The 23,919-nt window shown below is 72.3% G+C and carries 20 protein-coding genes, 1 tRNA gene and 1 other annotated feature; of the genes, 19 read left to right on the forward strand and 2 right to left on the reverse strand.

The window, feature by feature from the left end; all coding sequences use genetic code 11:
- The first annotated feature begins 4 nt into the window (after positions 1-4).
- The 9 genes from LHA26_RS07665 (at position 5) to LHA26_RS07705 (ending at position 8,769) form a co-directional block, all read left to right on the forward strand.
- On the forward strand, positions 5-1,000 hold the full coding sequence (locus tag LHA26_RS07665; protein WP_252168118.1) for an aminotransferase class I/II-fold pyridoxal phosphate-dependent enzyme: 996 nt from the start codon (positions 5-7) through the stop codon (positions 998-1,000).
- Positions 997-1,608, forward strand: a complete 612-nt coding sequence (gene cobO / locus LHA26_RS07670; protein ID WP_252168119.1) for a cob(I)yrinic acid a,c-diamide adenosyltransferase — start codon at positions 997-999, stop codon at positions 1,606-1,608. Before LHA26_RS07665 ends, cobO begins: the two co-directional genes overlap by 4 nt.
- 17 nt (positions 1,609-1,625) lie before the next feature.
- Positions 1,626-2,414, forward strand: a complete 789-nt coding sequence (locus LHA26_RS07675) for an ABC transporter substrate-binding protein (RefSeq protein ID WP_252168120.1) — start codon at positions 1,626-1,628, stop codon at positions 2,412-2,414.
- Positions 2,411-3,325, forward strand: coding sequence for a cobalamin biosynthesis protein CobD/CbiB (locus LHA26_RS07680; protein WP_252168121.1), 915 nt, complete (start codon positions 2,411-2,413; stop codon positions 3,323-3,325). Before LHA26_RS07675 ends, LHA26_RS07680 begins: the two co-directional genes overlap by 4 nt.
- Positions 3,313-4,773, forward strand: a complete 1,461-nt coding sequence (locus tag LHA26_RS07685) for a cobyric acid synthase (RefSeq protein WP_252168122.1) — start codon at positions 3,313-3,315, stop codon at positions 4,771-4,773. The genes LHA26_RS07680 and LHA26_RS07685 overlap by 13 nt, the downstream gene beginning before the upstream one ends.
- A complete protein-coding gene (cobT, locus tag LHA26_RS07690; protein ID WP_252168123.1) occupies positions 4,770-5,789 on the forward strand; it encodes a nicotinate-nucleotide--dimethylbenzimidazole phosphoribosyltransferase in 1,020 nt (339 codons plus the stop codon). The genes LHA26_RS07685 and cobT overlap by 4 nt, the downstream gene beginning before the upstream one ends.
- The gene (locus LHA26_RS07695) at positions 5,770-6,555 is read left to right on the forward strand and encodes an adenosylcobinamide-GDP ribazoletransferase (protein ID WP_252168124.1); all 786 of its coding nucleotides are present in this window, start codon (positions 5,770-5,772) and stop codon (positions 6,553-6,555) included. Before cobT ends, LHA26_RS07695 begins: the two co-directional genes overlap by 20 nt.
- Positions 6,552-7,100: a histidine phosphatase family protein gene (locus tag LHA26_RS07700; RefSeq protein ID WP_252168125.1), complete on the forward strand. Its 549-nt coding sequence runs from the start codon at positions 6,552-6,554 to the stop codon at positions 7,098-7,100. The genes LHA26_RS07695 and LHA26_RS07700 overlap by 4 nt, the downstream gene beginning before the upstream one ends.
- A gap of 52 nt (positions 7,101-7,152) precedes the next feature.
- Positions 7,153-7,208: a sequence feature (sul1 is cis-regulatory element that is thought to sense ions involved in sulfur or methionine metabolism; They are found in Alphaproteobacteria), on the forward strand.
- A 61-nt stretch (positions 7,209-7,269) separates the two neighbouring features.
- Positions 7,270-8,769, forward strand: a complete 1,500-nt coding sequence (locus LHA26_RS07705; RefSeq protein WP_252168126.1) for a SulP family inorganic anion transporter — start codon at positions 7,270-7,272, stop codon at positions 8,767-8,769.
- Between the two features lie 4 nt (positions 8,770-8,773).
- Here the strand turns inward: LHA26_RS07705 and LHA26_RS07710 are convergent, their stop codons facing one another.
- Positions 8,774-10,177 (reverse strand): hypothetical protein, encoded by a 1,404-nt coding sequence (locus LHA26_RS07710; RefSeq protein ID WP_252168127.1) that lies wholly within the window; start codon positions 10,175-10,177, stop codon positions 8,774-8,776.
- Positions 10,178-10,268: 91 nt separating this feature from the next.
- On the opposite strand from LHA26_RS07710, the gene LHA26_RS07715 reads away from it, so the two are divergent.
- From LHA26_RS07715 to LHA26_RS07730, 4 genes are read left to right on the forward strand one after another with little or no spacing between them, the layout of a single operon-like run.
- Positions 10,269-13,796: a hydantoinase B/oxoprolinase family protein gene (locus LHA26_RS07715; protein WP_252168128.1), complete on the forward strand. Its 3,528-nt coding sequence runs from the start codon at positions 10,269-10,271 to the stop codon at positions 13,794-13,796.
- Entirely contained in the window at positions 13,796-14,440 is a 645-nt protein-coding gene (locus LHA26_RS07720; protein WP_252168129.1) for a DUF969 domain-containing protein, read from the forward strand. The genes LHA26_RS07715 and LHA26_RS07720 overlap by 1 nt, the downstream gene beginning before the upstream one ends.
- Positions 14,437-15,354 (forward strand): 5-oxoproline transporter, DUF979 family subunit, encoded by a 918-nt coding sequence (locus LHA26_RS07725; protein WP_252168130.1) that lies wholly within the window; start codon positions 14,437-14,439, stop codon positions 15,352-15,354. The genes LHA26_RS07720 and LHA26_RS07725 overlap by 4 nt, the downstream gene beginning before the upstream one ends.
- Positions 15,351-16,331, forward strand: a complete 981-nt coding sequence (locus tag LHA26_RS07730; protein ID WP_252168131.1) for a DUF2891 domain-containing protein — start codon at positions 15,351-15,353, stop codon at positions 16,329-16,331. The genes LHA26_RS07725 and LHA26_RS07730 overlap by 4 nt, the downstream gene beginning before the upstream one ends.
- Here the strand turns inward: LHA26_RS07730 and LHA26_RS07735 are convergent.
- Complete coding sequence (locus tag LHA26_RS07735) at positions 16,311-18,389, reverse strand: S9 family peptidase (protein WP_252168321.1); 2,079 nt, start codon at positions 18,387-18,389, stop codon at positions 16,311-16,313. The genes LHA26_RS07730 and LHA26_RS07735 overlap by 21 nt on opposite strands.
- 250 nt (positions 18,390-18,639) lie before the next feature.
- Here LHA26_RS07735 and LHA26_RS07740 point away from each other — a divergent pair.
- The 6 genes from LHA26_RS07740 to sufB all read left to right on the forward strand — a co-directional run bounded on the left by LHA26_RS07740 (position 18,640) and on the right by sufB (position 23,895).
- A tRNA-Thr gene (locus LHA26_RS07740) sits at positions 18,640-18,714 on the forward strand.
- Positions 18,715-19,337: 623 nt separating this feature from the next.
- A complete protein-coding gene (locus LHA26_RS07745; protein WP_367890744.1) occupies positions 19,338-20,558 on the forward strand; it encodes an acyltransferase family protein in 1,221 nt (406 codons plus the stop codon).
- A 310-nt stretch (positions 20,559-20,868) separates the two neighbouring features.
- Complete coding sequence (locus LHA26_RS07750) at positions 20,869-21,297, forward strand: organic hydroperoxide resistance protein (RefSeq protein ID WP_252168133.1); 429 nt, start codon at positions 20,869-20,871, stop codon at positions 21,295-21,297.
- 103 nt (positions 21,298-21,400) lie between these two features.
- Positions 21,401-21,853, forward strand: coding sequence for an NUDIX domain-containing protein (locus LHA26_RS07755; protein WP_252168134.1), 453 nt, complete (start codon positions 21,401-21,403; stop codon positions 21,851-21,853).
- Between the two features lie 141 nt (positions 21,854-21,994).
- Positions 21,995-22,420: an RrF2 family transcriptional regulator gene (locus tag LHA26_RS07760; RefSeq protein ID WP_252168135.1), complete on the forward strand. Its 426-nt coding sequence runs from the start codon at positions 21,995-21,997 to the stop codon at positions 22,418-22,420.
- Entirely contained in the window at positions 22,417-23,895 is a 1,479-nt protein-coding gene (sufB, locus tag LHA26_RS07765; protein WP_252168136.1) for a Fe-S cluster assembly protein SufB, read from the forward strand. The genes LHA26_RS07760 and sufB overlap by 4 nt, the downstream gene beginning before the upstream one ends.
- Positions 23,896-23,919: the final 24 nt, after the last annotated feature.

Consider the following 23,919-nt stretch of genomic DNA (forward strand, 5'->3'; position numbering starts at 1 on the left):
GCCGATGGGCGCGGCCGATCTCGCGCCCTTTCTCGCCCATGGCGGGCGGGTGGCGGCCGCGCGCGCGCATTTTGGCGGCGCGGACTGGCTCGATCTCTCCACCGGCATCGCGCCCTGGCCCTATCCGGTGCGGCCGGAGGATTTTGCGGCCGAGGCCGCGCGCCTGCCCGATCCGGAGGCGCTCGCCGCGCTCGAGGCCGAGGCCGCCACGCGCTTCGGCCTCGGCCCGGAGGCGGAGGCGGAGGTGGTGGCGGTGCCCGGCACCGATCTCGCGCTGCGGCTGCTGCCCCCGCTGCTGCCGGGCCGCGCGCCCGCGTTGCTCTGGCCGGGCTATGCGGGGCATCGCGCCGCCTGGCCCGATGCCGTTCGGCTGACGGCGCTGGCCTGGAGGGCGGCGGGCGGCGCGCATGATCTGCTGATCTGCGCCAGCCCCTCCAATCCGGGCGGCGAGCGGCTCGATCCCGGCGCGGCGGCGCGGCTGTGCGCCTCGAGCCATCTCATGATCGATCATGCCTATGCCGACGCGCCGGGCGAGGGGCTGGACGCGCTCGCCGGCCCGCGGCTCACGGTGCTGCGCTCCTTCGGCAAGATGTTCGGCCTGCCCGGGCTGCGGCTGGGCTTCGTGCTGATCGATCCGCCGCGCGCGGCGCGGCTGCGCCATCTCCTCGGCGATTGGCCGATCGCGACGCCGACGCTCGCCATCGCCGACAGAGCCTATCGCGACCAGGCCTGGCAGGCGGCGCAGCGGGACCGCATCGCCACCGCCGGCGCCGCGCTCGACCGGCTGCTCGATCGGCTCGGCCTCGCGCACCGTCCGTCGCCGCCGCTGTTCCGCTGCCTCGAGCAGGTGGATGGCGCGGCGCTGTTCCGCCATCTCGCCGGCCATGCCATTCTCACCCGGCCCTTCGCCGCGCGGGCCGACTGGCTGCGGCTGGGCCTGCCCGGCGACGCGGCCGCGCTGGCCCGGCTCGCCGCCGCCCTGGAGGAGTATCGAAGATGAGCGAAACGCCCGAGGATCATGCCCGCCACAATGCCCGCATGAAGCGCATGGCCGAGGCGCGCGCGCGCATGCAGGCGCGCCGCACGCTCGAGCGGGGGCTGCTGATCGTCCATACGGGCAACGGCAAGGGCAAGTCCTCCTCGGCCTTCGGCATGGCGATCCGCAGCCTCGGCTGGGGCATGAAGGTGGCGATCCTGCAATATGTGAAGGGCAAGTGGGAGACGGGGGAGCGCAGCTTCTTCGAGGCCTATCCCGATCTGCTGCGCTTCGAGGTGATGGGCGAGGGCTTCACCTGGGATACGCAGGACCGCGCCCGCGACATCGCCGCCGCCCGCGCCGCCTGGGAAAGGTCCAAGGCGATGATCCTCGATCCCGAGATCGATTTCGTGATCCTGGACGAGCTGAACATCGTGCTGCGTGACGATACGCTGCCCTATGAGGAGGTGCTCGCCTTTCTGCGCGATCGGCCGCTCACCAAGCATATCTGCATCACCGGGCGCGGCGCGCGGCCGGAGCTGCTCGCGCTCGCCGATCTCGTCACCGAGTTCGGCGAGGTCAAACATCCCTATCAGGCCGGCTTCAAGGCGCAGAAGGGCGTGGAATATTGAGCTGGACGGCGGCCCTGATGCTGGCTCTGGCGGCGCCGGCCGCGCCGCCCGCCGCCGGGCCGCGGCTGCTCTCGATCAACCCCTGCATCGATGCCGTGCTGCGCCAGGTCGCCGATCCGCGGCAGATCGTCGCGATCAGCCATTATTCGCAGCAAGCGCGATCCAGCTCGGTGCCGCTCGCCTGGGCGCGGCGCTTCCCCGCCACCGGCGGCACCGCCGAGGAAGTGGTTGCGCGCGCGCCCGATCTGGTGCTGGCGGGCGGCCATGTCGCGCCGGCGACGATCGCCGCCCTGGCGCGGCTGCATATCGCGGTGCGCCAGTTCCCCGTGCCCGACACGGTGGAGGAGAGCGCCGCGCAGGTGCGCGCGATCGCGGCGGCGAGCGGCCATGCCGCGCGTGGCGCCGCGCTCGCCGCGCGCATCCTCCTGGCGGCGCGGCCGGTGCCGGGCCCGCGCGTGCCGGCGCTGATCTGGCAGGGCGGGGGGCTGGTGCCGGGCGCGGGCACGCTGCCGGACGCGCTGCTGGCGCGCGCCGGCTTCCGCAATCTCAGCCGCAGCTATGGCCTCAAGCAATGGGACGTGCTGCCGCTCGAATATCTGGTGGCGCGGCCGCCGCGCGTGCTGCTGTCGGTGGGCGCGGCGGAGGCGGGGGGCGATCGGCTGGCCGGGCATCCGGCGCTGCGGCGGCTCGGCCGGCGCATCACCATCGCTCCCTATCCGGCGCGGCTGATCAATTGCGGCGGCCCCACCATCATCGATGCGATGGCGCGGCTGCGCGCGATCCGCGCGGCGGTGACGGCGCGGTGAGCCACGCGCCGCTCCTGCTGGCGATGCTGATCGGCGAGGCGCTGCTCGGCTATCCGCGCCGCTGGTGGCATCCGGTGATGGGCGCGGGCGCGCTGCTCGCCGCCGGCGAGGCGCGGCTCAATCGCGGCGCGCCCGCGCGGCGCCGCCTCGCCGGCGTGGCGTTGCTGGCGCTGCTGCTCGGCCTCGCCATCGCGATCGGGGTCGGGCTGGAACGCGCGCTGCGGCCGCACGCGGCGGCGGCGGTGCTGCTCGTGCCGATCGGCATGACCGGCCTCGCCCAGCGCAGCCTGCACGATCATGTCGCCGCCGTGCTGCGGCCGCTCCGCGCGGGCGATCTCTCCGCCGCGCGCACGGCGGTGGCGATGATCGTGGGGCGCGATGTCGCGGCGCTGGACGAGGCGGGGATCGCCACCGCCGCGATCGAGAGCCTCGCCGAAAGCTTCGGCGACGGGGTGGTGACGCCGGCCTGCTGGTATCTGGTCGCCGGCCTGCCCGGGCTGATGGCGGCCAAGCTCGTCAACACCGCCGATTCGATGCTCGGCCACCGCACGCCCCGGCTCGCCGCGTTCGGCTGGGCCTCGGCGCGCGCCGATGATGGCCTCAACCTGCTTCCCGCCCGCCTCGCCGGCGCGCTGCTCTGCCTGGCGGGCGGCGGCGGCTGGCGGACGATGGCGCGCGACGCGGGCCGTCACGCCTCGCCCAATAGCGGCTGGCCCGAGGCGGCGATGGCGGGCGCGCTCGCCCGGCGGCTCGGCGGCCCCGTCAACTATGATGGCGTGCCGTCGGCGCGCGCGGTGCTGGGGCAGGGGCCGGCGCCCGACGCGGCCGATCTCGCGCGCGCGCTGCGCCTCTATCGCCGCGCCTGTGGCGCGCTGTGGTTGCTGGTGGGAGGCGTGGCATGGCTGGCCTGATGATCCAGGGCACGGGATCGGATGTCGGCAAGTCGGTGCTCGTCGCCGGCCTGTGCCGCGCGCTGCACCGGCGCGGGCTGCGGGTGCTGCCGTTCAAGCCGCAGAACATGTCCAACAATGCCGCCGTCACCGCGGAGGGCGGCGAGATCGGCCGCGCCCAGGCCTTGCAGGCCTTCGCCGCCGGGGTGGCGCCCAGCATCGACATGAATCCGGTGCTGCTCAAGCCGCAGAGCGATATGGGCGCGCAGCTGGTGGTGGAAGGGCGCGTGCGCGGCACCTGGTGCGCGCGGGATTTCCGCGCCGGGCGCGCGGCGCTGCTCGATACCGTGTGCGCCGCCTATCGGCGGCTCGCCGCCCGCGCCGATATCGTGCTGGTGGAGGGCGCGGGCAGCCCGGCGGAGATCAATCTGCGCGCGGGCGACATCGCGAATATGGGCTTTGCCCGCGCGGCCGGGGTGCCGGTGCTGCTCGCCGGCGATATCGATCGCGGCGGGGTGATCGCGGCGCTGGTCGGCACGCGCGCGGTGCTCGATCCCGCCGACGCGGCCATGGTGCGCGGCTTCCTCATCACCAAATTTCGCGGCGATCCGGCGCTGTTCGAGCAAGGCTATGACGCGATCGCGGCGGCCACCGGCTGGCGCGGCTATGGCATCGTGCCCTGGCTGGCGGAGGCGGCGCGGCTGCCGGCCGAGGATGCGGTGTCGCTCGCCACGATGGGCGGCGCGGGCGCCGGCCCGCTGATCGCGGTGCCGATGCTGCCGCGCATCGCCAATTTCGACGATCTCGACGCGCTCGCGCAGGAGCCGCGGGTGCGGCTGCGCATGATCCCGCGCGGCACCCCGCTGCCGGGGGATGCGGCGCTCGTCATCCTGCCCGGCAGCAAGGCGACCATCGCCGATCTCGCGGTGGTGCGGGACGAGGGCTGGGACATTGATCTCGCCGGCCATGTGCGGCGCGGCGGCCATGTGCTGGGGCTGTGCGGCGGCTATCAGATGCTCGGCCGCAGCATCGCCGATCCGGACGGGATCGAGGGGCCGCCCGGCGAGGCCGCCGGGCTCGGTCTCCTGCCCATTACCACCCGTCTCGCGCCGGCCAAGCGGGTGCGCCGCGCCGAGGGCGTGCATGTGGCGGGCGGCGCGCCTTTCGTCGGCTACGAGATTCATGCCGGCGTCACCGAGCGCGATCCCGGCACGCCGCCGCTGCTGCGCTTCGCCGATGGCGAGGAGGATGGCGCGGTGGCGGCGGGCGGGCGGATCGCCGGCTGCTATGTGCACGGGCTGTTCGACGCCAAGGCGGCGCGCGCGCACTGGCTCGAGAAGATCGGCGCCGCCAGCGACGGCCGCGAGCGCGGCGACACGCTGGACGCGGCGCTCGACGCCATCGCCGTGCGGCTCGAGGCCGCGCTGGATATCGACGCGCTGATCGCGCTCGCCAAGGAGGCCGCATGATGGACGAAGCGAGGATCTGGGCGCATCTGGACGGGCTCGCCAAGCCGCGCCGAAGCCTGGGCCGGCTCGAGCGGCTGGCGGTGGATCTGGCGCGCAGCCAGGGCCGGCTCGATCCCGTCACGCAGCCGCGGCGGCTGGTGCTGTTCGCGGGCGATCATGGCTGCGTCGTGGATGGCTGCTCGGCCTGGCCGCAAGCGGTGACGGGGCTGATGGTGGCGGCGATCTGCGCCGGCCGCGCCACCAGCAACGCGCTCGCCGCCGCGCAGCGGTGCGCGCTGCGGCTGGTCGATGTCGGCATGGCGACGCCGCCACCGCGTGCGCCCCCCGCCTTCTTCCGCGCCGCGCGCGTCGCCTCGGGCACCGCCAGTCTCGCCCACGGTCCGGCGATGGACGAGTCGCAGTTCGCCGCCGCCTGGGCGATCGGCGCCGAGGAGGCGGAGGCCGCGCTCGGCGCCGGCTGCCGGCTGCTGATCGCGGGCGAGATGGGCATCGGCAACACCACGCCCGCCGCCTGCCTCACCGCGCTGCTCGCCGGCTGCGATCCGGAGGCGGCGGTGGGGCTGGGCGCGGGCGGCGATGCCGCGCTGCTCGATCGCAAGCGCGCGATCGTGTCCGCAGCGGTCGCCGCCGCGCGCCCGCTGCTCGCCACCCGGCCGCGCGCCGCCATCGCCGCGCTGGCCGGCTTTGAGATCGTGGCGATGGCGGGCTTCTTCGCGGCGGGCGCGGCGGGCGGCGCGACGCTGCTGCTGGACGGCTATGTCGCCACCGCCGGCGCGCTGATCGCCGAACGGTGCGCGCCCGGCACGCGCGCCGCGTTCCTCGCCGCGCATCGTTCGGCTGAGCCGGGCCATGGCGCGGCGCTCGCGCGGCTCGGCCTCGCGCCGCTGCTCGACTGGGAGATGCGGCTCGGCGAGGGCAGCGGCGCGCTGGTGGCGCTGCCGCTGCTCGATTCGGCGGCGGCGCTGCTGCGCGATGTCGCCCCGCTGGAGGCGATCGGTGCCGGCCGCGCCGATTGAGCGCGCCCCCGGCTGGGCGCCGCCGCTACTCGCGCTGCAGCTGCTGACGCGGGTGCCGCTGCCCTGGCTCGGCCGGCTGGACGGGCCGGCGGCGCGCCGAGCGATGGCGCGCGCGCTCGCCTGGCTGCCGCTGGCGGGCGCTGCGGTCGGCCTCGCCACCGGGCTCGCCTATCTGGCGGCGTCGCACATCTGGTCGCCGCTGCCCGCGCTGCTGCTCGCGCTCGCCTTCGAGGCCTGGCTGACGGGCGCGCTGCACGAGGATGGGCTGGCCGATTTCTGCGATGCATTCGGCGGCGGGCGCACGCCCGAGCAGATCGCCCGCATCCTCAAGGACAGCCGGATCGGCAGCTATGGCGCGCTCGGGCTCGGCCTTGCCGTGGCCTTGCGGATCGCCGCGACGCTCGCGCTGCCGGCGCCGCTCCGCCTGGCGGGGATCGTCGCGGCGGCGTCGCTGGGGCGGTGGATGGCGGTGCTGCTGCTCGGGCTCGCGCCGCCCCCGCCGGATGCGACCGGCCTGGCGGCGAGCCTCGGGGCGCCGTCGCGCCGGGTGCGGATCGGCGCGACCTTGGCGGCGCTGCCCGCGCTGCTCGCCTGCGCGCGTCTCGCGCCCGCGCCCGTGCTGGCGGGGGTGGCGGCGGCGCTGATCGGCCTAGTGGCGCTGGCGCGGCTGGTGCGCCGCCGGCTCGGCGCGGCCAATGGCGATTGCCTGGGCTTCGCGGCCTGTGCCGGACAGCTGGCGCTGCTGATGGCGCTGGCGGCGCGGTGAGCGATACGCTGCTGTTGGTCCGCCATACCGAGGTGGCGAGGGCCTGGGCAGGGCGCTGCTACGGCCAATCGGACATGGGCTTGAGCCGCGCCGGCGCGCGCGCCGCCGCCGACCTCGCGGCGCGGCTGGCGGCGCAGCCGATCGCGCTGGTGGTCCATTCCGATCTCCGCCGCGCGGCCGCGCTGGCGACGCGCGTGGCGCGGCGGGCCGGCGTTCCGGTGCATGCCGATCCGCACTGGCGCGAGCGCGATTTCGGCCGCTGGGAAGGCCGGCGCTGGACCGCCCTCTATCGCGAGACAGGCGTGCTGATGGACCGGATGCTCACCGATCCGCACGGCTTCGCCCCCGGTGGCGGCGAGACCAGCGCCGCGCTCGCCGCGCGTGCGGAGGCGGCGCTGCGTGCCTTGCAAGGGCGCGGCACGGTGCTGGTGGTGAGCCATGGGGGCCCGATCGCGGCGGCGCGCGCGGCGCACGCGGGCGCGCCGCTCACCGAACTGGCGCGCTTCATCCCCGCATTGGGCGAGATCGTGCGCCTCGCGCTCTAGGCCGGCCGGGCTTGCCTTGGCCGGGCGAGATCGCCTAGAGCGCCGCCACTCGCTCGGACCCGGTGCAAATCCGGGTGGCTATTCCGGCCGCCGATCCGCCGGACAACCTCACGCCCGCACGATCCTGTCGCGCCCCTCCGGGTGCCGCGTGCCCTTTTGTGAGTCCGCCATGTCCTCTGTTCTCTCCGCCTATCGTCGCCAGTGGTTCACCACCGGCGACGCCGCCCGCCGCGATGGTCTGGCCGGGCTTGTCGTCGCGCTCGCGCTCATCCCCGAGGCGATCGGCTTTTCCATCATCGCCGGCGTCGATCCCCGCGTCGGCCTCTACGCCTCCGTCGCCATCGCCATGACGAGCGCGCTGCTCGGCGGCCGGCCCGCCATGATCTCCGCCGCCACCGCCGCCGTGGCGGTGCTGGTCGGCCCGCTGGTGCGCGATCACGGCCTCTCCTACCTGTTCGCCGCCACGCTTCTGATGGGGCTGATCCAGATCGCCGCGGGGCTGGCGCGGCTCGATCTGCTGATGCGGTTCGTCTCGCGCTCGGTCATCACCGGCTTCGTCAACGCGCTCGCCATTCTCATCCTGCTCGCGCAGCTGCCGCAGCTCGTGCATGTCGGCTGGCAGACCTATGCGCTGGTCGCGGCCGGGCTGGCGATCATCTACGGCCTGCCCCGTCTCACCCGGGCCGTGCCTTCGCCGCTGGTGGCGATCCTCGTGCTGAGCGCGATCAGCATCGGCCTGGGGCTTCCCGTCCGCACCGTCGGCGATATGGGCCGGCTCCCCGAGGGTCTGCCCAGCTTCGCCCTGCCGCAGCTGCCGCTGACGCTGGAGACGCTGCGCATCATCCTGCCCTATGCCGGCGCGATGGCGGCGGTGGGGCTGCTCGAATCCTTGCTGACCGCGCAGATCGTCGACGACATGACCGGCACCGACAGCGACAAGCGCCAGGAATGCATGGGCCAGGGCACCGCCAACATCGTCGCCGCGCTGTTCGGCGGCATGGGCGGCTGCGCGATGATCGGCCAGTCGGTGATCAACGTCACCTCGGGCGGGCGCAACCGCCTCTCCACCTTCGTCGCGGGCGGCTTTCTGCTTTTCCTGCTGGCGGTGCTGGGCCCATGGGTAGGCCGCGTGCCGATGCCCGCGCTGGTGGCGGTGATGATCATGGTCTCGATCGGCACTTTCAGCTGGACCTCGATCCCCAACCTCGTCCGCCATCCGCCAAGCTCGTCGGCGGTGATGCTGGTCACCGTCGTGGTGGTGGTGGCCACGCGCGATCTCTCGCTGGGCGTGCTGGCGGGGGTGCTGCTGTCCGGCCTGTTCTTCGCGGGCAAGGTGCAGCGGCTGGTGACGGTGGAGACGATGGCCGCCGCCGCGCCGGGCGAGGCGGCGCTGGTCCGGATCAGCGGCCAGATCTTCTTCGCCTCAGTCGACCGCGTGACGCGCGCCTTTCGCCACGAGATCGCGGCGGAGCGGATCGTCATCGATCTGACCGACGCGCATATCTGGGACATTTCCGGGGTCGGCGCGCTCGACGCGATCATCGCCCGACTGCGCCGCGCCGGCCGCTCGGTGGAGGTGATCGGCTATAACCGCGCCAGCGCCGATCTGGTCGAGCGCTTCGCGCTGCACGACAAGACCGGGGTCGAGCTGGGCCTCGCGCCGCACTGAGCCGCTAGACGCCCCGCAGCGTCACCGAGAGCGCCGCCGCCGCCGCCAGCGTCGCCAGCGCCGCGCGGCGGCGGCGGGGCGGCACGTCGCGGCAGGCGGCGGCGCACAGCGCGGCCAGCGCGGTCGCGGTGATCAGCCACAGATGGTAGCGCAGGTCCGACGCGATGCTGACGACCGCGAAGCTCGCCGTCTGCAGCACGGCCGACCAGGCGAGCGTCAGGCCCAGGCTTCGCGCGGGCTGGGCGGGGGTGGCGGCCAGCATCCAGAGGAGGCCGAGCGCGGCCACCAGCCACAGCCAGGGCGCGCCGAGCGGGGTCCGCGCGGCGATGGTGGCGATGTGCGCGATCACCGCCGCCGCCGCCCGCGCCGGCGTGCCGATCCGCGCCGGGCTCGGCTGGGAGCGGGCGGGGGCGGTGGCGAGCCGCTCGTCGGCAGGCCAGGCGATGCGCAGCGTGGCGTTGAGATGGCCGAGGCGATGCGCGGCATAGGCGAGCGGGTGGCGGACGACGAGCCCGAGCCAATCGGCGAAGATCGAGGGCGCCTCCTCGTCGCGATCGAAGATGAGCCGCGTGCCGATCGCGCCGCAGCGCCGCGCATCGCCGAAGGAATCCCAGAAAAAGGGCGTGTAGCAGCCGCGCGCCTCGGCCGCGCGCCACGCGGCCGGCGGCAGCTGCGGCAGGCTCGGCAGCCCCGCGCGATGGGCGATGCCGGCCATGTCGAACAGCGGCAGCGTGCCTTCCACCAGCGAGCGATCCGCGCCGAGCACGCGGTGGTTGATCGGCCCCGCCGCCGCGAGCGCGGCGAGCGTCGCCGCCGCGAGCAGCGCCAGCCGGGCGAGCGGATGGCGGAGACCGCCCCAGCACGCCAGGCCGAGCGCCAGCGGCACCATGCCGAACACGGCATTGGCGCGCAGCAGCAGCGCATAGCCGAGCAATAGCGCGACGATCAGCCCGACCCAGCGGGGCAGCGGGCGGCACGCCAGCCGGTAGCGCGCGACGAGCCCCGTCGCCATCACCGCCGCGCCGATCAGTTGGCCGTCCTTGAGCACGGCGAACATCCAGCCGAGCAGCGGCGGCACCAGCCCGACCAGCGCCGTCGCCGCCGCCAACCGCGGCCGCCCGGCCTCGCGCAGCCCGAGCGCGAACAGGCCGAGCCCGCTCCAGAACAGGCCGAATTGCAGCGCCAGCAGCGGCCCGGTGCCGTCCAGCCCGAGCGCGCGCAGCCCCTGCCACAGCCGCACCAGGATCGGCGGATGCCAATCATCCACCTGGCCCGACACCGCCTGCGCATATTGCACCACCGTGTCGTAGGTGGCGACGCCGGGCCACAGAAGCGCGAGCAGGCCGAGCCCCAGCGCGGGCGCGAGCAGCGGCGCCAGCCGGCCGGCGCGGGGGGTAAAATCAACCATGGTGCCGCTGTATCGCCCGGCGGGCGGGCGAGGGAGGTTTTTTGCGCCCGGCGGGGAGTGACGCGCGGCCCCGGCCCTTTATACGGGAGGGATGCGCTGGTATTTCTGGATCGATCGGGGCGGAACCTTCACGGATGTCGTGGCGGTCGATCCGGCAGGGCGGCTCCACACCGCCAAGCTCCTGTCCGAGGATCCGCAGCGGCGCGAGGATGCGGCGGTCGCGGCGATTCGGATGCTGGCGGGCGACGTGCCCGCCGACGCCGATATCCGCATCGGCACCACCGTCGCCACCAATGCGCTGCTCGAGCGCAAGGGCGCGCCGGTGCTGCTCGCCATCACGCGCGGCTTTGGCGATGCGCTGACGATCGGCACGCAGGAGCGGCCGCAGCTCTTCGCCCGCGCCATCCGCCGCGCCCCGCCGATCCACGCCCGCGTCCTGGAGATTGACGAGCGCGTCACCGCCGAGGGCGCGGTGCTGACGCCGCTGGACGAGGCCGCCGCCGCCGCCGGCTTCGCCGCCGCGCGGGCCGAGGGGCTGACGGCGGTGGCGATCGTGCTGATGCACGGCTATCGCCACAGCGCGCACGAGCAAAGGCTGGCCGCGCTGGCGCGCGCCGCCGGCTTCACGCAGATCTCGGTCAGCCACGAGGTCGGGCCGCTGATCAAGCTGATCGGGCGCGGCGATACCAGCGTCGCCGACGCCTATCTCTCGCCCGTGCTGCGCCGCTATGTGGATGGGCTGGAGGCGGCACTCGGGCGCGCGCCGCTGTTCATGCAATCCAATGGCGGGCTGGCGGATGGCGCCGCCTTTCGCGGCAAGGACGCGATCCTGTCGGGACCGGCGGGCGGCATTGTCGGCATGGCCCGCACCGCCGCCGAGGCGGGCGAGACGCGCGTGATCGGCTTCGACATGGGCGGCACCTCCACCGACGTGTCGCTCTTTGCCGGCGCCTATGAGCGCGACAATGAGACGATCGTCGCCGGCGCCCGCATCCGCGCGCCGATGATGCGCATCCATACCGTGGCGGCGGGCGGCGGATCGATCTGCGGCTTCGCGGACGGGCGGCTCACCGTCGGCCCGCATTCGGCGGGCGCGGTGCCGGGCCCCGCCTGTTACGGCCGGGGCGGCCCGCTCACCGTGACCGATTGCAACCTCGTGCTCGGCAAGATCCAGCCGGCATTCTTCCCGCGCCTGTTCGGGCCGCAGGGCGACGCGCCGCTCGACCGCGCGGCGGCGGAGGCGCGGCTGGGCGCGGTGGCGGCCGCCGCCGGTCTCTCGCCGGAGGCGACGGCGGAGGGGCTGATCGCCATCGCGGTGGCGGGCATGGCCAATGCCATCAAGGCGATCTCGGTGGCGCGCGGCCATGATGCGCGGCGCTTCGCGCTCGCCTGTTTCGGCGGGGCGGGGGGCCAGCATGCCTGTCTCGTCGCCGATGCGCTGGGGATGGACCGGGTGATCCTGCATCCGCTCGCGGGCGTGCTGTCCGCCTATGGCATCGGCCTGGCGGATCGCAGCCTGGTGCGCGAGCGCACGCTCGGCCTCCCGCTCGCCGCGCCGGGGATCGACGCGGCGGCCGCCGCGCTCGCCGAGGAGGCGGCGGCGGCGCTGGCGGCGCAGGGATTGGATCGCGCCGCCATCACCACGCGGATCGAGGCGCATTGTCGGCTGGACGGGCAGGATGGCGGCATCGCCGTGCCGTTCGGCCCCGCTCCGGCGATGCGGGCGGCCTTTGAAGAGGCGCACCGCGCTCGCTTCGGCTTCGCCGCCGAGGGCGCGCCGCTGCTCGACATGCTGCGCGTCGAGGCGGTGCTGCCGGCGGCGGCGCCGATGCCGGCGGTGACGGCGGGGCCGGGCGGCCCGGCCGAGGCCCATGTCCGCACGCGCATGGCGGGCGTGGAGCAGGACACGCCCGTCCACCAGCGCGCGGCGCTCGCGGCCGATGCCGAGATCGCCGGCCCGGCGCTGATCGTCGATCCGCTTTCCACCATCGTGATCGAGCCGGGCTGGCGCGGCCGGCTGGTGGCGGGGGGCACGCTGCGGCTGGAGCGCGCCGCGCCGCGCCGCGCCGACGCCGTCCGCTCGGCCGATGCCGATCCCGTGCGGCTGGAGATCTTCTCCGGCCTGTTCATGGCGATCGCGGAGGAGATGGGGGCCGCGCTCCAGCATTCGGCATCCTCGGTCAATATCCGCGAGCGGCTGGATTTCTCCTGCGCCCTGTTCGATGCCGAGGGCCATCTGATCGCCAACGCGCCGCACATCCCCGTGCATCTCGGCTCGATGGGCGACAGCGTGCGGACGCTGATCGCCCGGCGCGGCGAGAGCCTGAGGCCGGGCCAGGCCTTCGCCATCAACGCGCCCTATGATGGCGGCACGCATCTGCCGGACATCACCGTCATCCTGCCCGTCTTCGCCGACGACGACGCGCCCGGACGGCCGAGCTTCTTCGTCGCGGCGCGCGGGCATCACGCGGATATCGGCGGCATCACGCCCGGCTCGATGCCCGCCGAAAGCCGCAGCATCGCCGAGGAAGGCGTGGTGTTCGATACCGTGCTGCTCGCCGATCATGACGGCTTCCGCGAGGCGGCGGTGCGCGCGGTACTCGCCTCCGGCCCGTGGCCGGCGCGCAATCCGGCGATGAACATCGCCGATCTCAAGGCGCAGATCGCCGCCTGCGCGCGGGGCGCCGAGGGCCTGCGCGGGCTCTGCGCCGATCATGGCGCGGCGGTGGTGCGCGCCTATATGCGCCATGTGCAGGCGCAGTCGGCGGCGGCGGTGCGTCGCCTGCTGGCCGGGCTGCAAAGCGGATCCTTCGCCTATGCGCTCGACAACGGCGCCGAGGTGCGGGTGGCGGTGACGGTGGAGGGCGCCGGCGCGACGATCGATTTCGCCGGCACCAGCCCGCAGCAGCCGACCAACTTCAACGCCCCGCGCGCGGTGGTGCGCGCCGCCGTCCTTTATGTCCTGCGCACGCTGATCGACGAGCCGGTGCCGCTCAACGATGGCTGTCTGGCGCCCGTCACGCTGCGCATCCCGGAGGGGTCGATGCTCGATCCCCGGCCGCCGGCGGCGGTGGTGGCGGGCAATGTCGAGGTCAGCCAGGTGGTGACGGACGCGTTGTTCGGCGCCTTCGGCGCGATGGCGGCGGCGCAGGGCACCATGAACAACCTCACCTTCGGCGATGCGCGCCACCAATATTATGAGACGATCGCGGGCGGCGCCGGCGCCGGCCCCGATTTCGAGGGCGCGGCAGCGGTGCAGACGCACATGACCAACAGCCGCATGACCGATCCCGAGGTGCTGGAACAGCGTTTCCCGGTGCTGGTGGAGCGGTTCGCGATCAGGCGCGGCTCGGGCGGCGCCGGGCGCCGGCGCGGCGGCGACGGGGCGGTGCGGGTGCTGCGCTTCCGCGCGCCGATGCAGCTCAGCATCCTCGCCAATCGCCGCCGCGTGCCGCCCTTCGGCCTGGCCGGCGGCGCGCCCGGCGCCTTGGGCGTCACGCGGATCGAGCGTGCCGATGGATCGGTGGAGCCGCTCGCCGGAACCGCCGCGGTCGCGGTGGCGCCGGGCGATGCCATCCGCATCGAAACGCCGGGCGGCGGCGGCTACGGCGCCGCCTGATGCTGGTGCTGGCCGGCATCCTCGTGATCGTCGCCGGCTTCATGCTGCGCGTGCAGCCGATGCTGGCGGTGGTGGCGGCGGCGCTCGTCACCGGGCTCGCGGCGGGGCTGGCGCCGCCCGCGATCCTCGCCGCCTTCGGCCATGGCTTCAACGAGGCGCGCTATGTGACGCTGGTCTACATAGTGCTGCCGGTGATCGGCCTGCTCGAGCGCGAGGGGCTGCAGGCGCGCGCCCGGGCGCTGATCGCCCGCTGGCGCGGCGCGGGCGCCGGGCGGCTGCTGTTCCTCTACATGATCTTCCGCCAGCTGAGCGCGGCGCTCGGCCTCACCTCGATCGCCGGCCCCGCGCAGACGGTGCGGCCGCTGCTCGCGCCCATGGCCCAGGCCGCCGCCGAGCGCGAGGGCGCCCCGCCGGCGGACGAGGGCGTCGCCGCGCTCGCCGCCGCCACCGATTCGATCGGCCTCTTCTTCGGCGAGGATATTTTCCTCGCAATCGGCTCCATCCTGCTGATGAAGGGGGTGTTGGCCGGCTATGGCGTGGCGCTGGAGCCCTTCCAGCTCTCGATATGGGCGATCCCCGTGGCGGTGGCGGCGCTGCTGATCCATGGCGTGCGGCTGATGCGGCTGCGGCGGCGCTGGCGGTGATCGGGCTCGGCGCTGTCTATGCCGTGGCGGGGCTCGTCTTCTTGGGCTTCGCGCTGCTCGCGCTGCGCGCGCGCAATCCGTGGCACGCCGGCTTCTACGCGCTGATCGCCACCAGCTTCCTGGCGGGCGACCTTCTGGGGGACAGCGCGAACGGCGCGCTCGCGCTCGCGCTGGCGGCGATCGCGGGCACCGGCCGGCTGCGCGCGCCGGCCGCCGGCGCCCCCGCTGGCGACCGCGACGCGGCGCGCGGCGATGGCCTGTTCGCGATCGCGCTCGTCATTCCCGTCACCGCGCTGCTCGGCACCTTCGTCTTCAAGGCCTGGCCCGGGCTGGTGGCGCCGGGGCAGGCGACGCTGGTGGCGCTGACGCTCGGCATGCTGATGGCGCTCGCGCTCTGCTACGCGATGCTGCGGCCCGGCCCGCTCGCGCCCTTCGTCGAAGGCGCGCGGCTGATGGACATGGTGGGCTGGGCGGCGCTGCTGCCGCAGATGCTCGCCAGCCTCGGCGCGGTGTTCGCCGTCGCCCATGTCGGCGCGGTGGTGGGCGGGCTGGTCGGCGCCGCCATTCCGGCGGGCAGCCTGATCGCGGCGGTGCTCGCCTATGCGCTCGGCATGGTGCTGTTCACACTGGTGATGGGCAATGCCTTCGCGGCCTTTCCGGTGATGATCGGCGCGGTCGGCATGCCGGTGCTGATCCGCGATCATCATGGCGATCCGGCGGTGATCGCCGCGCTCGGCATGCTGGCCGGCTTCTGCGGCACGCTGCTCACCCCGATGGCGGCCAATTTCAACCTGGTGCCGGCGGCCTTGCTGGGGCTGCGCGATCGCTACGCGGTGATCCGCGCGCAGGCGCCCACCGCGCTGCCGCTGCTCGGCGTGATCATCCTTCTCCTCTGGTGGTGTGGCTTTCGATGATGCTGGACGAACAGACGGCACGCCGCTTCGCGGCGCTCACCCTCGGCCATCTCGGCCGCGAATATCCCAATCTGCTGATGCATGTGTGGACCGGGCCGGACGATGGCGGCGCGCCCGCCGCGCTCCACCCGATCTTCTTCGGCAGCTTCGATTGGCACAGCTGCGTCCATGGCTGGTGGCAGGTGCTGCGGCTGGCGCGGCTCTTCCCCGCCATGCCCGAGGCCGCGGCGATCGCGGCGCGCGCCGACGCGCTGTTCGTGCCCGATCGCGTCGCCGGCGAGTGCGCCTATTTCGATCGCCCCGGCACCGCCGGCTGGGAACGCCCCTATGGCTGGGCCTGGCTGCTCGCGCTCCATGCCGAGGCGGAGCGGCATGCGCACGGCTGGGGCGCGGCGCTGGCGCCGCTCGCCGAGAGGCTGGCGGCGCGGCTGAGCGCCTATTTCGAGAAACTGAGCTATCCGATCCGCGTCGGCACCCATTTCAACACCGCCTTCGCCTGCCTGCTCGCGCGGGACTGGGCCGAGACGCGCGATCCGGCGCTGGCGGCGCGGATCGGCGCGCGCGCGCTGCACTGGTTCGGCGGCGATCGCGATTGCCAGGCCTGGGAGCCCGGCGGCGACGATTTCCTCTCCTCCGCGCTGATCGAGGCGCTGCTGATGGCGCGGATCCTGCCGGCGCCCGCCTTTGCCGACTGGTTCGCCGCCTTCCTGCCGCGCTGCGCCGAGGGGCTGCCCGCCACGCTCTTCACCCCAGCCGAGGTATCGGACCGCAGCGACGGCAAGATCGCGCATCTCGACGGGCTCAATCTCAGCCGCGCCTGGTGCTGGCGCGGGCTGGCGGCGGCCTTGCCCGCGCTCGCCCCCGTGGGCGAGCCGGCGGCGGCGCGCCATCTCGAGGCCGCGCTGCCGCATCTCGCCGACGATTATATGGGCGAGCATTGGCTCGCCACCTATGCCCTACTGGCCCTGACCGGCTGAGCCCAGCGCATCGAGCATAAAGGCGAAGGCCTCGGCGCGCTCGGTGATCGATTCATAGCGGCCCGATTTGCCGCCATGGCCCGCGCCCATATTGATCTTGAGCAGCAGCGGCGCCTGGCCCGTGGCGGTGTCGCGCAGCCGCGCCACCCATTTGGCCGGCTCCCAATAGGTGACGCGCGGATCGTTGAGCCCGCCCGTCACCAGCATCGGCGGATAGGCCTGGGCGCGGACATTGTCATAGGGGCTGTAGCTGGCGATCAGATCGAAGGCCTTGGCGTCCTCGATCGGATTGCCCCATTCGGGCCATTCCGCCGGGGTGAGCGGCAGGCTCTCATCCTGCATCGTGTTGAGCACATCGACAAAGGGCACATCGGCGACGACCGCGCCCCACAGATCGGGATCGGTGTTGGCGACGACGCCCATCAGCTCGCCCCCGGCCGAGCCGCCCTGGATGGCGATCCGCCCCGGCGCGGCGAAGCCCGCCTCGATCAGGCCCTTGGCGACATCGACGAAATCGGTGAAGCTGTTCCAGCGCTGCTCGGCCTTGCCATCCAGATACCAGCCATAGCCGAGATCGTCGCCGCCCCGGATATGCGCGATGGCGCAGGCCCAGCCGCGATCGAGCAGGCTCAGCCGATCGGACGAGAAGCCAGGCGGAATGGCGAAGCCATAGGCGCCATAGCCGTAGAGATAGAGCGGCCCGCTGCCATCGCGCGGAAAGCCCTTGGGATAGACGATCGACACCGGCACGCGCGCGCCATCGCGCGCGGGGATCATCAGCCGCTCGGTCGCATAGCGCCCGGCATCATAGCCCGAGGGAACGGCGCGCACCTTGCGCACCGCCAGCGCACGCGCTTCGGGATCATAGTCGAACACCGTGTCGGGCGTGACCATGGAGGCATAGCCGATGCGGTAATCGGCGCTGTCATATTCCGGATTGGTGCCGAGCGCGGCGGTGTAGCTCGCTTCGGGAAAGGCGATGCGGTGCTCCGCGCCATCATAGCCGCGCAGGCGGATCTGATCGAGCCCGTCGACCCGCTCCTCGATCACCAGATGGCGCGCGAAGCTGGTGAGGCCGCGCAGATAGACCTGGTCCGAGCCGGGGATCAGCTCCGCCCACTCGTCCGGCGTGGCGGGATCGGCCACCGCGACGCGGAAATTCACATGGGTATCGTTGGTGAGGATCCACAGCCGGCCATGAGCCGAATCGAGGCTGTACTGGCGCTTGGCCCGGCGCGGCGCGACCAGCAGCGGCGGCGCGCCGGGATCGGCCAGCGGCACCAGCCGCACCTCGCTCGTTTCATGATCGTGCGTGGTGACGATCAGCCATTGCCGGTCCTGGCTGCGCGCCAGCCCGACATTGAAGCCGATATCCTGCGTCTCCTCATAGAGGGTGACGGCCGCCTCCGCCGGCGCGCCGAGCCGGTGCAGCCGCGCGCGATAGGTGCGCCACTGATCGTTCACCTCGGTAAAGGCGAGCGCCGCCGCGCCCGCCGCCCAGACGACCGGGCCGTTGACCCGCTCGCTCACCGTCTCGATATCCGCGCCGGTGGCGAGATCGCGGATGCGCAGCGTGAAGCGCTCCGCGCCGCTGCGGTCCGACGACCAGGCGAGCAGCCGGCCATCGGGGCTGGCGGCGATCGCGCCGAGCCGGAAATAGTCGGCACCTTCGGCCTCGATCGCCTCGTCCAGCATCACCTGGGTATCGCCGCCCGCGCGCGGGGCGCGGCACCAGCGCCGATATTGCGCGCCGGGGACGAAGCTCCACCAATAGACCCAATCGCCATCGGCGCGCGGGACCGAGCTGTCATCCTCCTGGATGCGGCCCTTCATCTCCTCGAACAGCGTCTCGACCAATGGCTGGAGCGGCGCCATGGCGGTTTCGAAATAGCCGTTCTCGGCCTCGAGATAGGCCAGGATCTCGGGATCCGACACGGTCGGGTAGCCGGGATCCTTGAGCCAGGCATAGGGATCGGTGACCTGGCGCCCGTGGCGCGCATAGGCATGCGGGCGGATGGCGGCGCGGGGCGGGGCGGGCAGCGCGGAGGGATCGATCATCGCGCCCCTCGTGCCGGGCGCGACGGCGGGCGGCAAGCCGGCCTCGTCCTCGGCCTGGGCGCGGGCCTGGGCCTTGCGGCGGCGAAGATTGGCGCGGAGCGCCTCGGCCAGCCGCGCGGCGCGCTTGCTCTGCTCGTCCATGGCCGGCGCGGTGGCCGATCGCGCACGCCGACGCAAGCGGCTTGACGGATGCCGCGCGCTTCTCCATAGGGCCGGCCTTGCCCGCCGGACCTTGGTCCATGCTGGCCGTGCTGCCGTAGCTCAGTGGTAGAGCGCATCCTTGGTAAGGCTGAGGTCGCGAGTTCAATCCTCGCCGGCAGCACCATTTTAACAGCGTCCCTGTCCCTTCGGGGTGAAGGCGGTGCGCCGCCGGACCGGCCGCGCCGCGCGGTACGAGGGAGCGCCCCGTGCGGTGGCGCGACCGACCCCGAGCCGGCCGCCGCGCACCGCCGGCCGGCGGCGGCGAGAAGCCCTACGCAGCGAATCGCGGGAATGGCGAATGACCTGGCCGCACCCCCATGCCCGGCGTGCCGTTCGCGACCGTGCGGCCGGACGCGCAAGATGTCGCACAATCTAGGCTGCCAAAACTAATCCATGTTGGAGTCATGGTTAGATCGGAGCGGCGTATTTCCAGGACATCTGGTCGCACGGCAAGTCGCCCCCGCCTGCCACCGGGCTGCGAGTCGCCGATATCGGCCACTTCGTATACAGGATGACTCTGAGCGGCAGAACTTCCGAGGGCGCAGGAAGAATCCGACATAACGGGGAATCTTACGGATGGTGCCAATCACTTGGCGGTATATCGTCGAGGTGTCCGAATCCATCCAGAATGTCGGAGAGTGCATTAAAGTTCAAGTATTCACCACTATTGCGATGAAGGATTTAGACGGGTAACAGCTTGGCTCGCGACCAATTGGGTCATCCGCGGCTAGACGGAGCCATCGTCCTGTGTGGATACATGAATCGTTGCGACAGGCGCTCGACAAGACTCGAGGCGTCGGCCCGGGCTTCAATCTTGTCCGTCATGCGCTCGCGCTTGCGATTTTGATTTTTCACGCATTTCTGGCGACGCGCCTGCACCCGGCGCTGCCCTCGGGCGCGCCCGGCCCGGCGGTGATGAACGCCCCCCAGCTCGATCATGCCTCCCGCGCCATGGATCTCTTCCGGCCGGTTCTGTTCTCGCTCGTGGGGGCCTTCTTCGCGCTCAGCGGCTTTCTGGTGACGGGCAGCGCGATCCGGACCCAGAGCGTGGTCACCTTCTTCACCAACCGCGCGCTCAGGATTCTGCCCGCTCTGTCCGTGGAGGTGACGCTTTCGGCGCTGATCCTCGGGCCGGCGCTGACGAGCTTCGCCCTCGGCCACTATTTCTCCGATCCGCTCTTTGCCCGCTATTTCTGGAATATCGTCGGGCATGTGCAATTCGCCCTGCCCGGGGTGTTCGGCGACAATCCCTGGCCGGTGACGGTGAACCTCAACCTGTGGACGCTGCCGGCGGAGCTATACAGCTATTTATTCATGCTCCTGATCCTCGCCTCGGGCCTGATCCGGAGCCCGCACTGGACCCGCATCGTCGTGACGATCGTGGCTTTCGTCGCGCTCGTCGCGGCCTTCGCCTATCCCGCGCTGCTTCCTGTGAAAGCGAATAATACGCATTTCACGGAATGGTACATCGTCTTCATGTTCATTCTGGGCTCTGCCTTCTTCCTGTACGGACAGCATGTGCCGCTCCATGCGGGTATCTTCGTCGCGTCGGCGCTGGCGTTCTACGCCATGGTGTATTTCGACCTGCTCCTGCCGCTAGCGGGCATTCCGCTGACCTATTGCGTCCTGTATGTGGGCATGCAGCGGTTCGCCTGGTTCGACAGGATCGTGCGCGTGGATCTGTCCTACGGCACCTATCTCTATGGCTTTCCGATCACGCAAACGGTGACCTGGCTGCTGCTGCACCATGTACCCGCGCTGCATTCCCCGGCGCGGCTTTTCGCCGCCACCGTGCTGATCACGCTGGTGGCGACCTGCGCCTTCGCCGCGCTTTCCTGGCATTGGATCGAGAAGCCCGCGCTGGCGCTGCGGCGCTTCCTGCCGCCCGCGAAAAAGGCGGCCAGGCTGCCGCCGGAGGCGCCGATCGCGGCCGCCCGCGCCACCGCGGCGGATGCGGTGCACGGCTGAGCGCCGCTCCACAGGATCCGCGCCGCCGCTCTCCGGCGGCGCTCGGCGCGCGCGCGGGCGGCGTGGCGGGCAGACCCTTGTCCCAATAGCGCCGCCTCGGGCCGACGGGCCGGCGCGCGGCGTGGCTCGCCCGCAAGGCCATCCCGGTCGACGCGCGCGTTCGGGCGCGGCGGCCAGGCGCGCCCGGCGCTTCGGAGCGACCGGAGGCGCGCCGTCCACCTTGAGCCCTTGACCGGTTGACAGGCGGATGCCGCACGCCTAGATAGATCGCACGCGATTCAATCGCCAACGATCAAGCAAGGAGCCCGCCATGACCACGCAGATCCTCTACACCACCCGCGCCACCGCCACGGGCGGCCGCGACGGCCGCGCCCGCACCGAGGATGGCAGCTTCGAGGTGACGCTGGCCACGCCCAAGGAGCTGGGCGGCGCGGGCGGTGCCGGCAACAATCCCGAGCAGCTCTTCGCCGCCGGCTATTCGGCCTGCTTCCTGGGCGCGCTGAAGTTCGTGGCCTCGCAGGGCCAGCATCCCAAAATCCCCGCCGACGCGACCGTGACCGCCACCGTCGGCATCGGCCCGCGTTCCGAGGGCGGGTTCGGCCTCTCGGTCGCGCTCGAAATCGCGCTGCCGGGCGTGGACCGCGCCGCCGCCGAGGCGCTGGTGGCCGAGGCGCATCAGGTCTGCCCCTATAGCAACGCCACGCGCAACAATATCGACGTCGCGCTGACGGTCGCCTGAGCCCGGCGCGCCTGGCCCCGCCCGCCGGCCGGCGCGGCAGGGCGTAGGGCGGACATCGCACCGGACGCGGCATCCGCGCCCGGTGCGATGCGTTTGGGCGGGCATGACCGGCCCCGTCCCCCAAGAAACCGCCTCCGCATCGCCGCAGGCGCCCGCCCCCGCGCCGCGCCTTGGCTGCGGCGCGCTGATCCTGCGCGGCGACGCCATCCTTCTCGTCCATCGCCGCCGCGCGCCGGAAGCGGGGCATTGGGGCATTCCCGGCGGCAAGGTCGATTGGCTCGAGCCGGTGCCCCGCGCGGTCGAGCGCGAGATCGCGGAGGAGACGGGGCTGCGCATCGCCGCGCGCGATCTTCTCTGCGTCGTCGACCAGATCGACGCGCACGGCGGCACCCATTGGGTCGCGCCCATCTATCTGGTGCCAGAGGTGTCGGGCGAGGCGGTGCTGCGCGAGCCCGAGGCGCTCGCCGCGCTCGGCTGGTTCCCGCGCGATGCGCTGCCGCAGCCGCTCACGCTCGCCACCCGCACCGCGCTCGCGGCGTTCGCAGCGCGCGGCTAGCCGCCGCCGATGATCGACGGCGCCGATCGGGACGCCTGAAAATTCCCACGCGTGCAGAGGGAGAATCGCCTTGACCGGGCGATCGGGCGCGACCACATGGCAATCGGACTGATCTGGTCTGATTTGAGAATGGATCGCAAATTGCGACTGTCGAGCCTGGCGGATTATGCGGTGGTGCTGATGGCGGCGGCGGCGCGCCATGGCGCCGGAGCGCGCCTGTCGGCGACCAGCCTCGCCGGCGAGACCGGCGTGCCGCTGCCGACCGCGCAGAAGCTGACCGGCCGGCTGGCGGCGGCGCGGCTGATCGAAACCTCGCGCGGCGCCGGCGGCGGCTTCGTGCTGGCGCGCGCGGCCGCGGCGATCAGCCTGGCGGAGATCATCGAGGCGGTGGAAGGGCCGATCGCGCTCACCGCCTGCATCGTCGACGAGGGCAAGCAGGATTGCGCGCTCGAGCGCGGCTGCCCCGTCAAGCCCCATTGGGCGATTGTCAACGAGGCGCTGCGCGGCGCCTTTTCCGGCGTGACGCTCGATCGTCTCGCCGGGCTAGCGGAAGAGGTGATGGCGTGAGCGTGCGTAACGAGGAAGCTCTGGCGGTCGCCGATCGCCTGTCCACCTATGAGTGGGGCTTCACCTCCGACATCGAGCAGGAATTCGCGCCCAAGGGGCTCAGCGAGGAAACGGTCCGCTTCATCTCGGCCAAGAAGGGCGAGCCCGAGTGGATGCTGGACTGGCGGCTCAAGGCCTTCCGTCTGTGGCAGACGATGGAGGCGCCCGACTGGGCCAAGCTGGACGTGCCGCCGATCGATTATCAGGACGCCTATTATTATGCGGCGCCCAAGAAGAAGCCGGCGCTGAAGAGCCTGGACGAGGTCGATCCCGAGATCCTGCGCACCTATGAGAAGCTCGGCATCCCGATCGAGGAGCAGAAGCTGCTCGCCGGGGTGGAGGGCACCACGCCAGCCCGCAAGGTGGCGGTGGACGCCGTGTTCGATTCGGTTTCGGTCGCCACCACCTTCCGCGAGGAGCTGAAGCGCGCGGGGGTGATCTTCCTCTCCATCTCGGAGGCGATCCGCGACTATCCCGATCTGGTCCGCGCCTGGCTGGGCAAGGTGGTGCCCGCGCGCGACAATTACTTCGCGACGCTGAACAGCGCGGTCTTTTCCGACGGCACCTTCGTCTACATTCCCGAGGGCGTCCGCTGCCCGATGGAATTGTCCACCTATTTCCGCATCAACGCGGCCAATACCGGCCAGTTCGAGCGGACGCTGATCATCGCCGACAACGGCGCCTATGTCTCCTATCTGGAGGGCTGCACCGCGCCGCAGCGCGACGAGAACCAGCTTCACGCCGCCGTGGTGGAGCTGGTCGCGCTCGACGATGCCGAGATCAAATATTCCACCGTGCAGAACTGGTATCCCGGCGATGCCGAGGGCAAGGGCGGCATCTATAATTTCGTCACCAAGCGGGCGCTCTGCCAGGGCCGCAACAGCAAGGTGAGCTGGACCCAGGTGGAAACCGGCTCGGCGGTGACGTGGAAATATCCCAGCTGCGTGCTGGCCGGCGAGAATTCGGTCGGCGAATTCTACTCGGTCGCCGTCACCACCAATCGCCAGCAGGCCGATACCGGCACCAAGATGATCCATCTCGGCAAGGGTTCGCGCTCCACTATCGTGTCCAAGGGGATTTCGGCGGGGCGCTCGAACAACACCTATCGCGGCCTGGTCCGCGTGGCGCCGACGGCGGAGGGCGTGCGCAACTTCACCCAGTGCGATTCGCTGCTGCTGGGGGATCGCTGCGGCGCCCATACCGTCCCCTATATCGAGGTGCGCAATCCCTCGGCGCAGATCGAGCATGAGGCGACCACCTCCAAAATCTCCGACGACCAGCTCTTCTACGCCATGGCGCGCGGGCTGGATCGCGAGGCGGCGGTGGCGCTGATCGTCAACGGCTTCGCGCGCGAGGTGCTGCAGCAGCTGCCGATGGAGTTCGCCGTGGAGGCGCAGAAGCTGCTCGGCATCTCGCTGGAAGGATCGGTCGGCTGAGCGCCGGCCCCGGAATCATTGGAC

This window comes from Sphingomonas morindae (genome assembly GCF_023822065.1).
Lineage (GTDB): Bacteria > Pseudomonadota > Alphaproteobacteria > Sphingomonadales > Sphingomonadaceae > Solisphingomonas > Solisphingomonas morindae.

What these genes read in the sequence shown, in the direction of transcription:
- LHA26_RS07715 (WP_252168128.1), top strand. Translation starts at nt 10,269, where the DNA reads ATGCGCTGGTATTTCTGGATCGATCGGGGCGGAACCTTCACGGATGTC.
- LHA26_RS07710 (WP_252168127.1), bottom strand. Translation starts at nt 10,177, where the DNA reads ATGGTTGATTTTACCCCCCGCGCCGGCCGGCTGGCGCCGCTGCTCGCG.
- LHA26_RS07685 (WP_252168122.1), top strand. Translation starts at nt 3,313, where the DNA reads ATGGCTGGCCTGATGATCCAGGGCACGGGATCGGATGTCGGCAAGTCG.
- LHA26_RS07735 (WP_252168321.1), bottom strand. Translation starts at nt 18,389, where the DNA reads ATGATCGATCCCTCCGCGCTGCCCGCCCCGCCCCGCGCCGCCATCCGC.
- LHA26_RS07675 (WP_252168120.1), top strand. Translation starts at nt 1,626, where the DNA reads ATGCTGGCTCTGGCGGCGCCGGCCGCGCCGCCCGCCGCCGGGCCGCGG.
- cobO (WP_252168119.1), top strand. Translation starts at nt 997, where the DNA reads ATGAGCGAAACGCCCGAGGATCATGCCCGCCACAATGCCCGCATGAAG.
- LHA26_RS07755 (WP_252168134.1), top strand. Translation starts at nt 21,401, where the DNA reads ATGACCGGCCCCGTCCCCCAAGAAACCGCCTCCGCATCGCCGCAGGCG.
- LHA26_RS07720 (WP_252168129.1), top strand. Translation starts at nt 13,796, where the DNA reads ATGCTGGTGCTGGCCGGCATCCTCGTGATCGTCGCCGGCTTCATGCTG.
- cobT (WP_252168123.1), top strand. Translation starts at nt 4,770, where the DNA reads ATGATGGACGAAGCGAGGATCTGGGCGCATCTGGACGGGCTCGCCAAG.
- LHA26_RS07730 (WP_252168131.1), top strand. Translation starts at nt 15,351, where the DNA reads ATGATGCTGGACGAACAGACGGCACGCCGCTTCGCGGCGCTCACCCTC.
- LHA26_RS07705 (WP_252168126.1), top strand. Translation starts at nt 7,270, where the DNA reads ATGTCCTCTGTTCTCTCCGCCTATCGTCGCCAGTGGTTCACCACCGGC.
- LHA26_RS07750 (WP_252168133.1), top strand. Translation starts at nt 20,869, where the DNA reads ATGACCACGCAGATCCTCTACACCACCCGCGCCACCGCCACGGGCGGC.
- LHA26_RS07665 (WP_252168118.1), top strand. Translation starts at nt 5, where the DNA reads ATGGGCGCGGCCGATCTCGCGCCCTTTCTCGCCCATGGCGGGCGGGTG.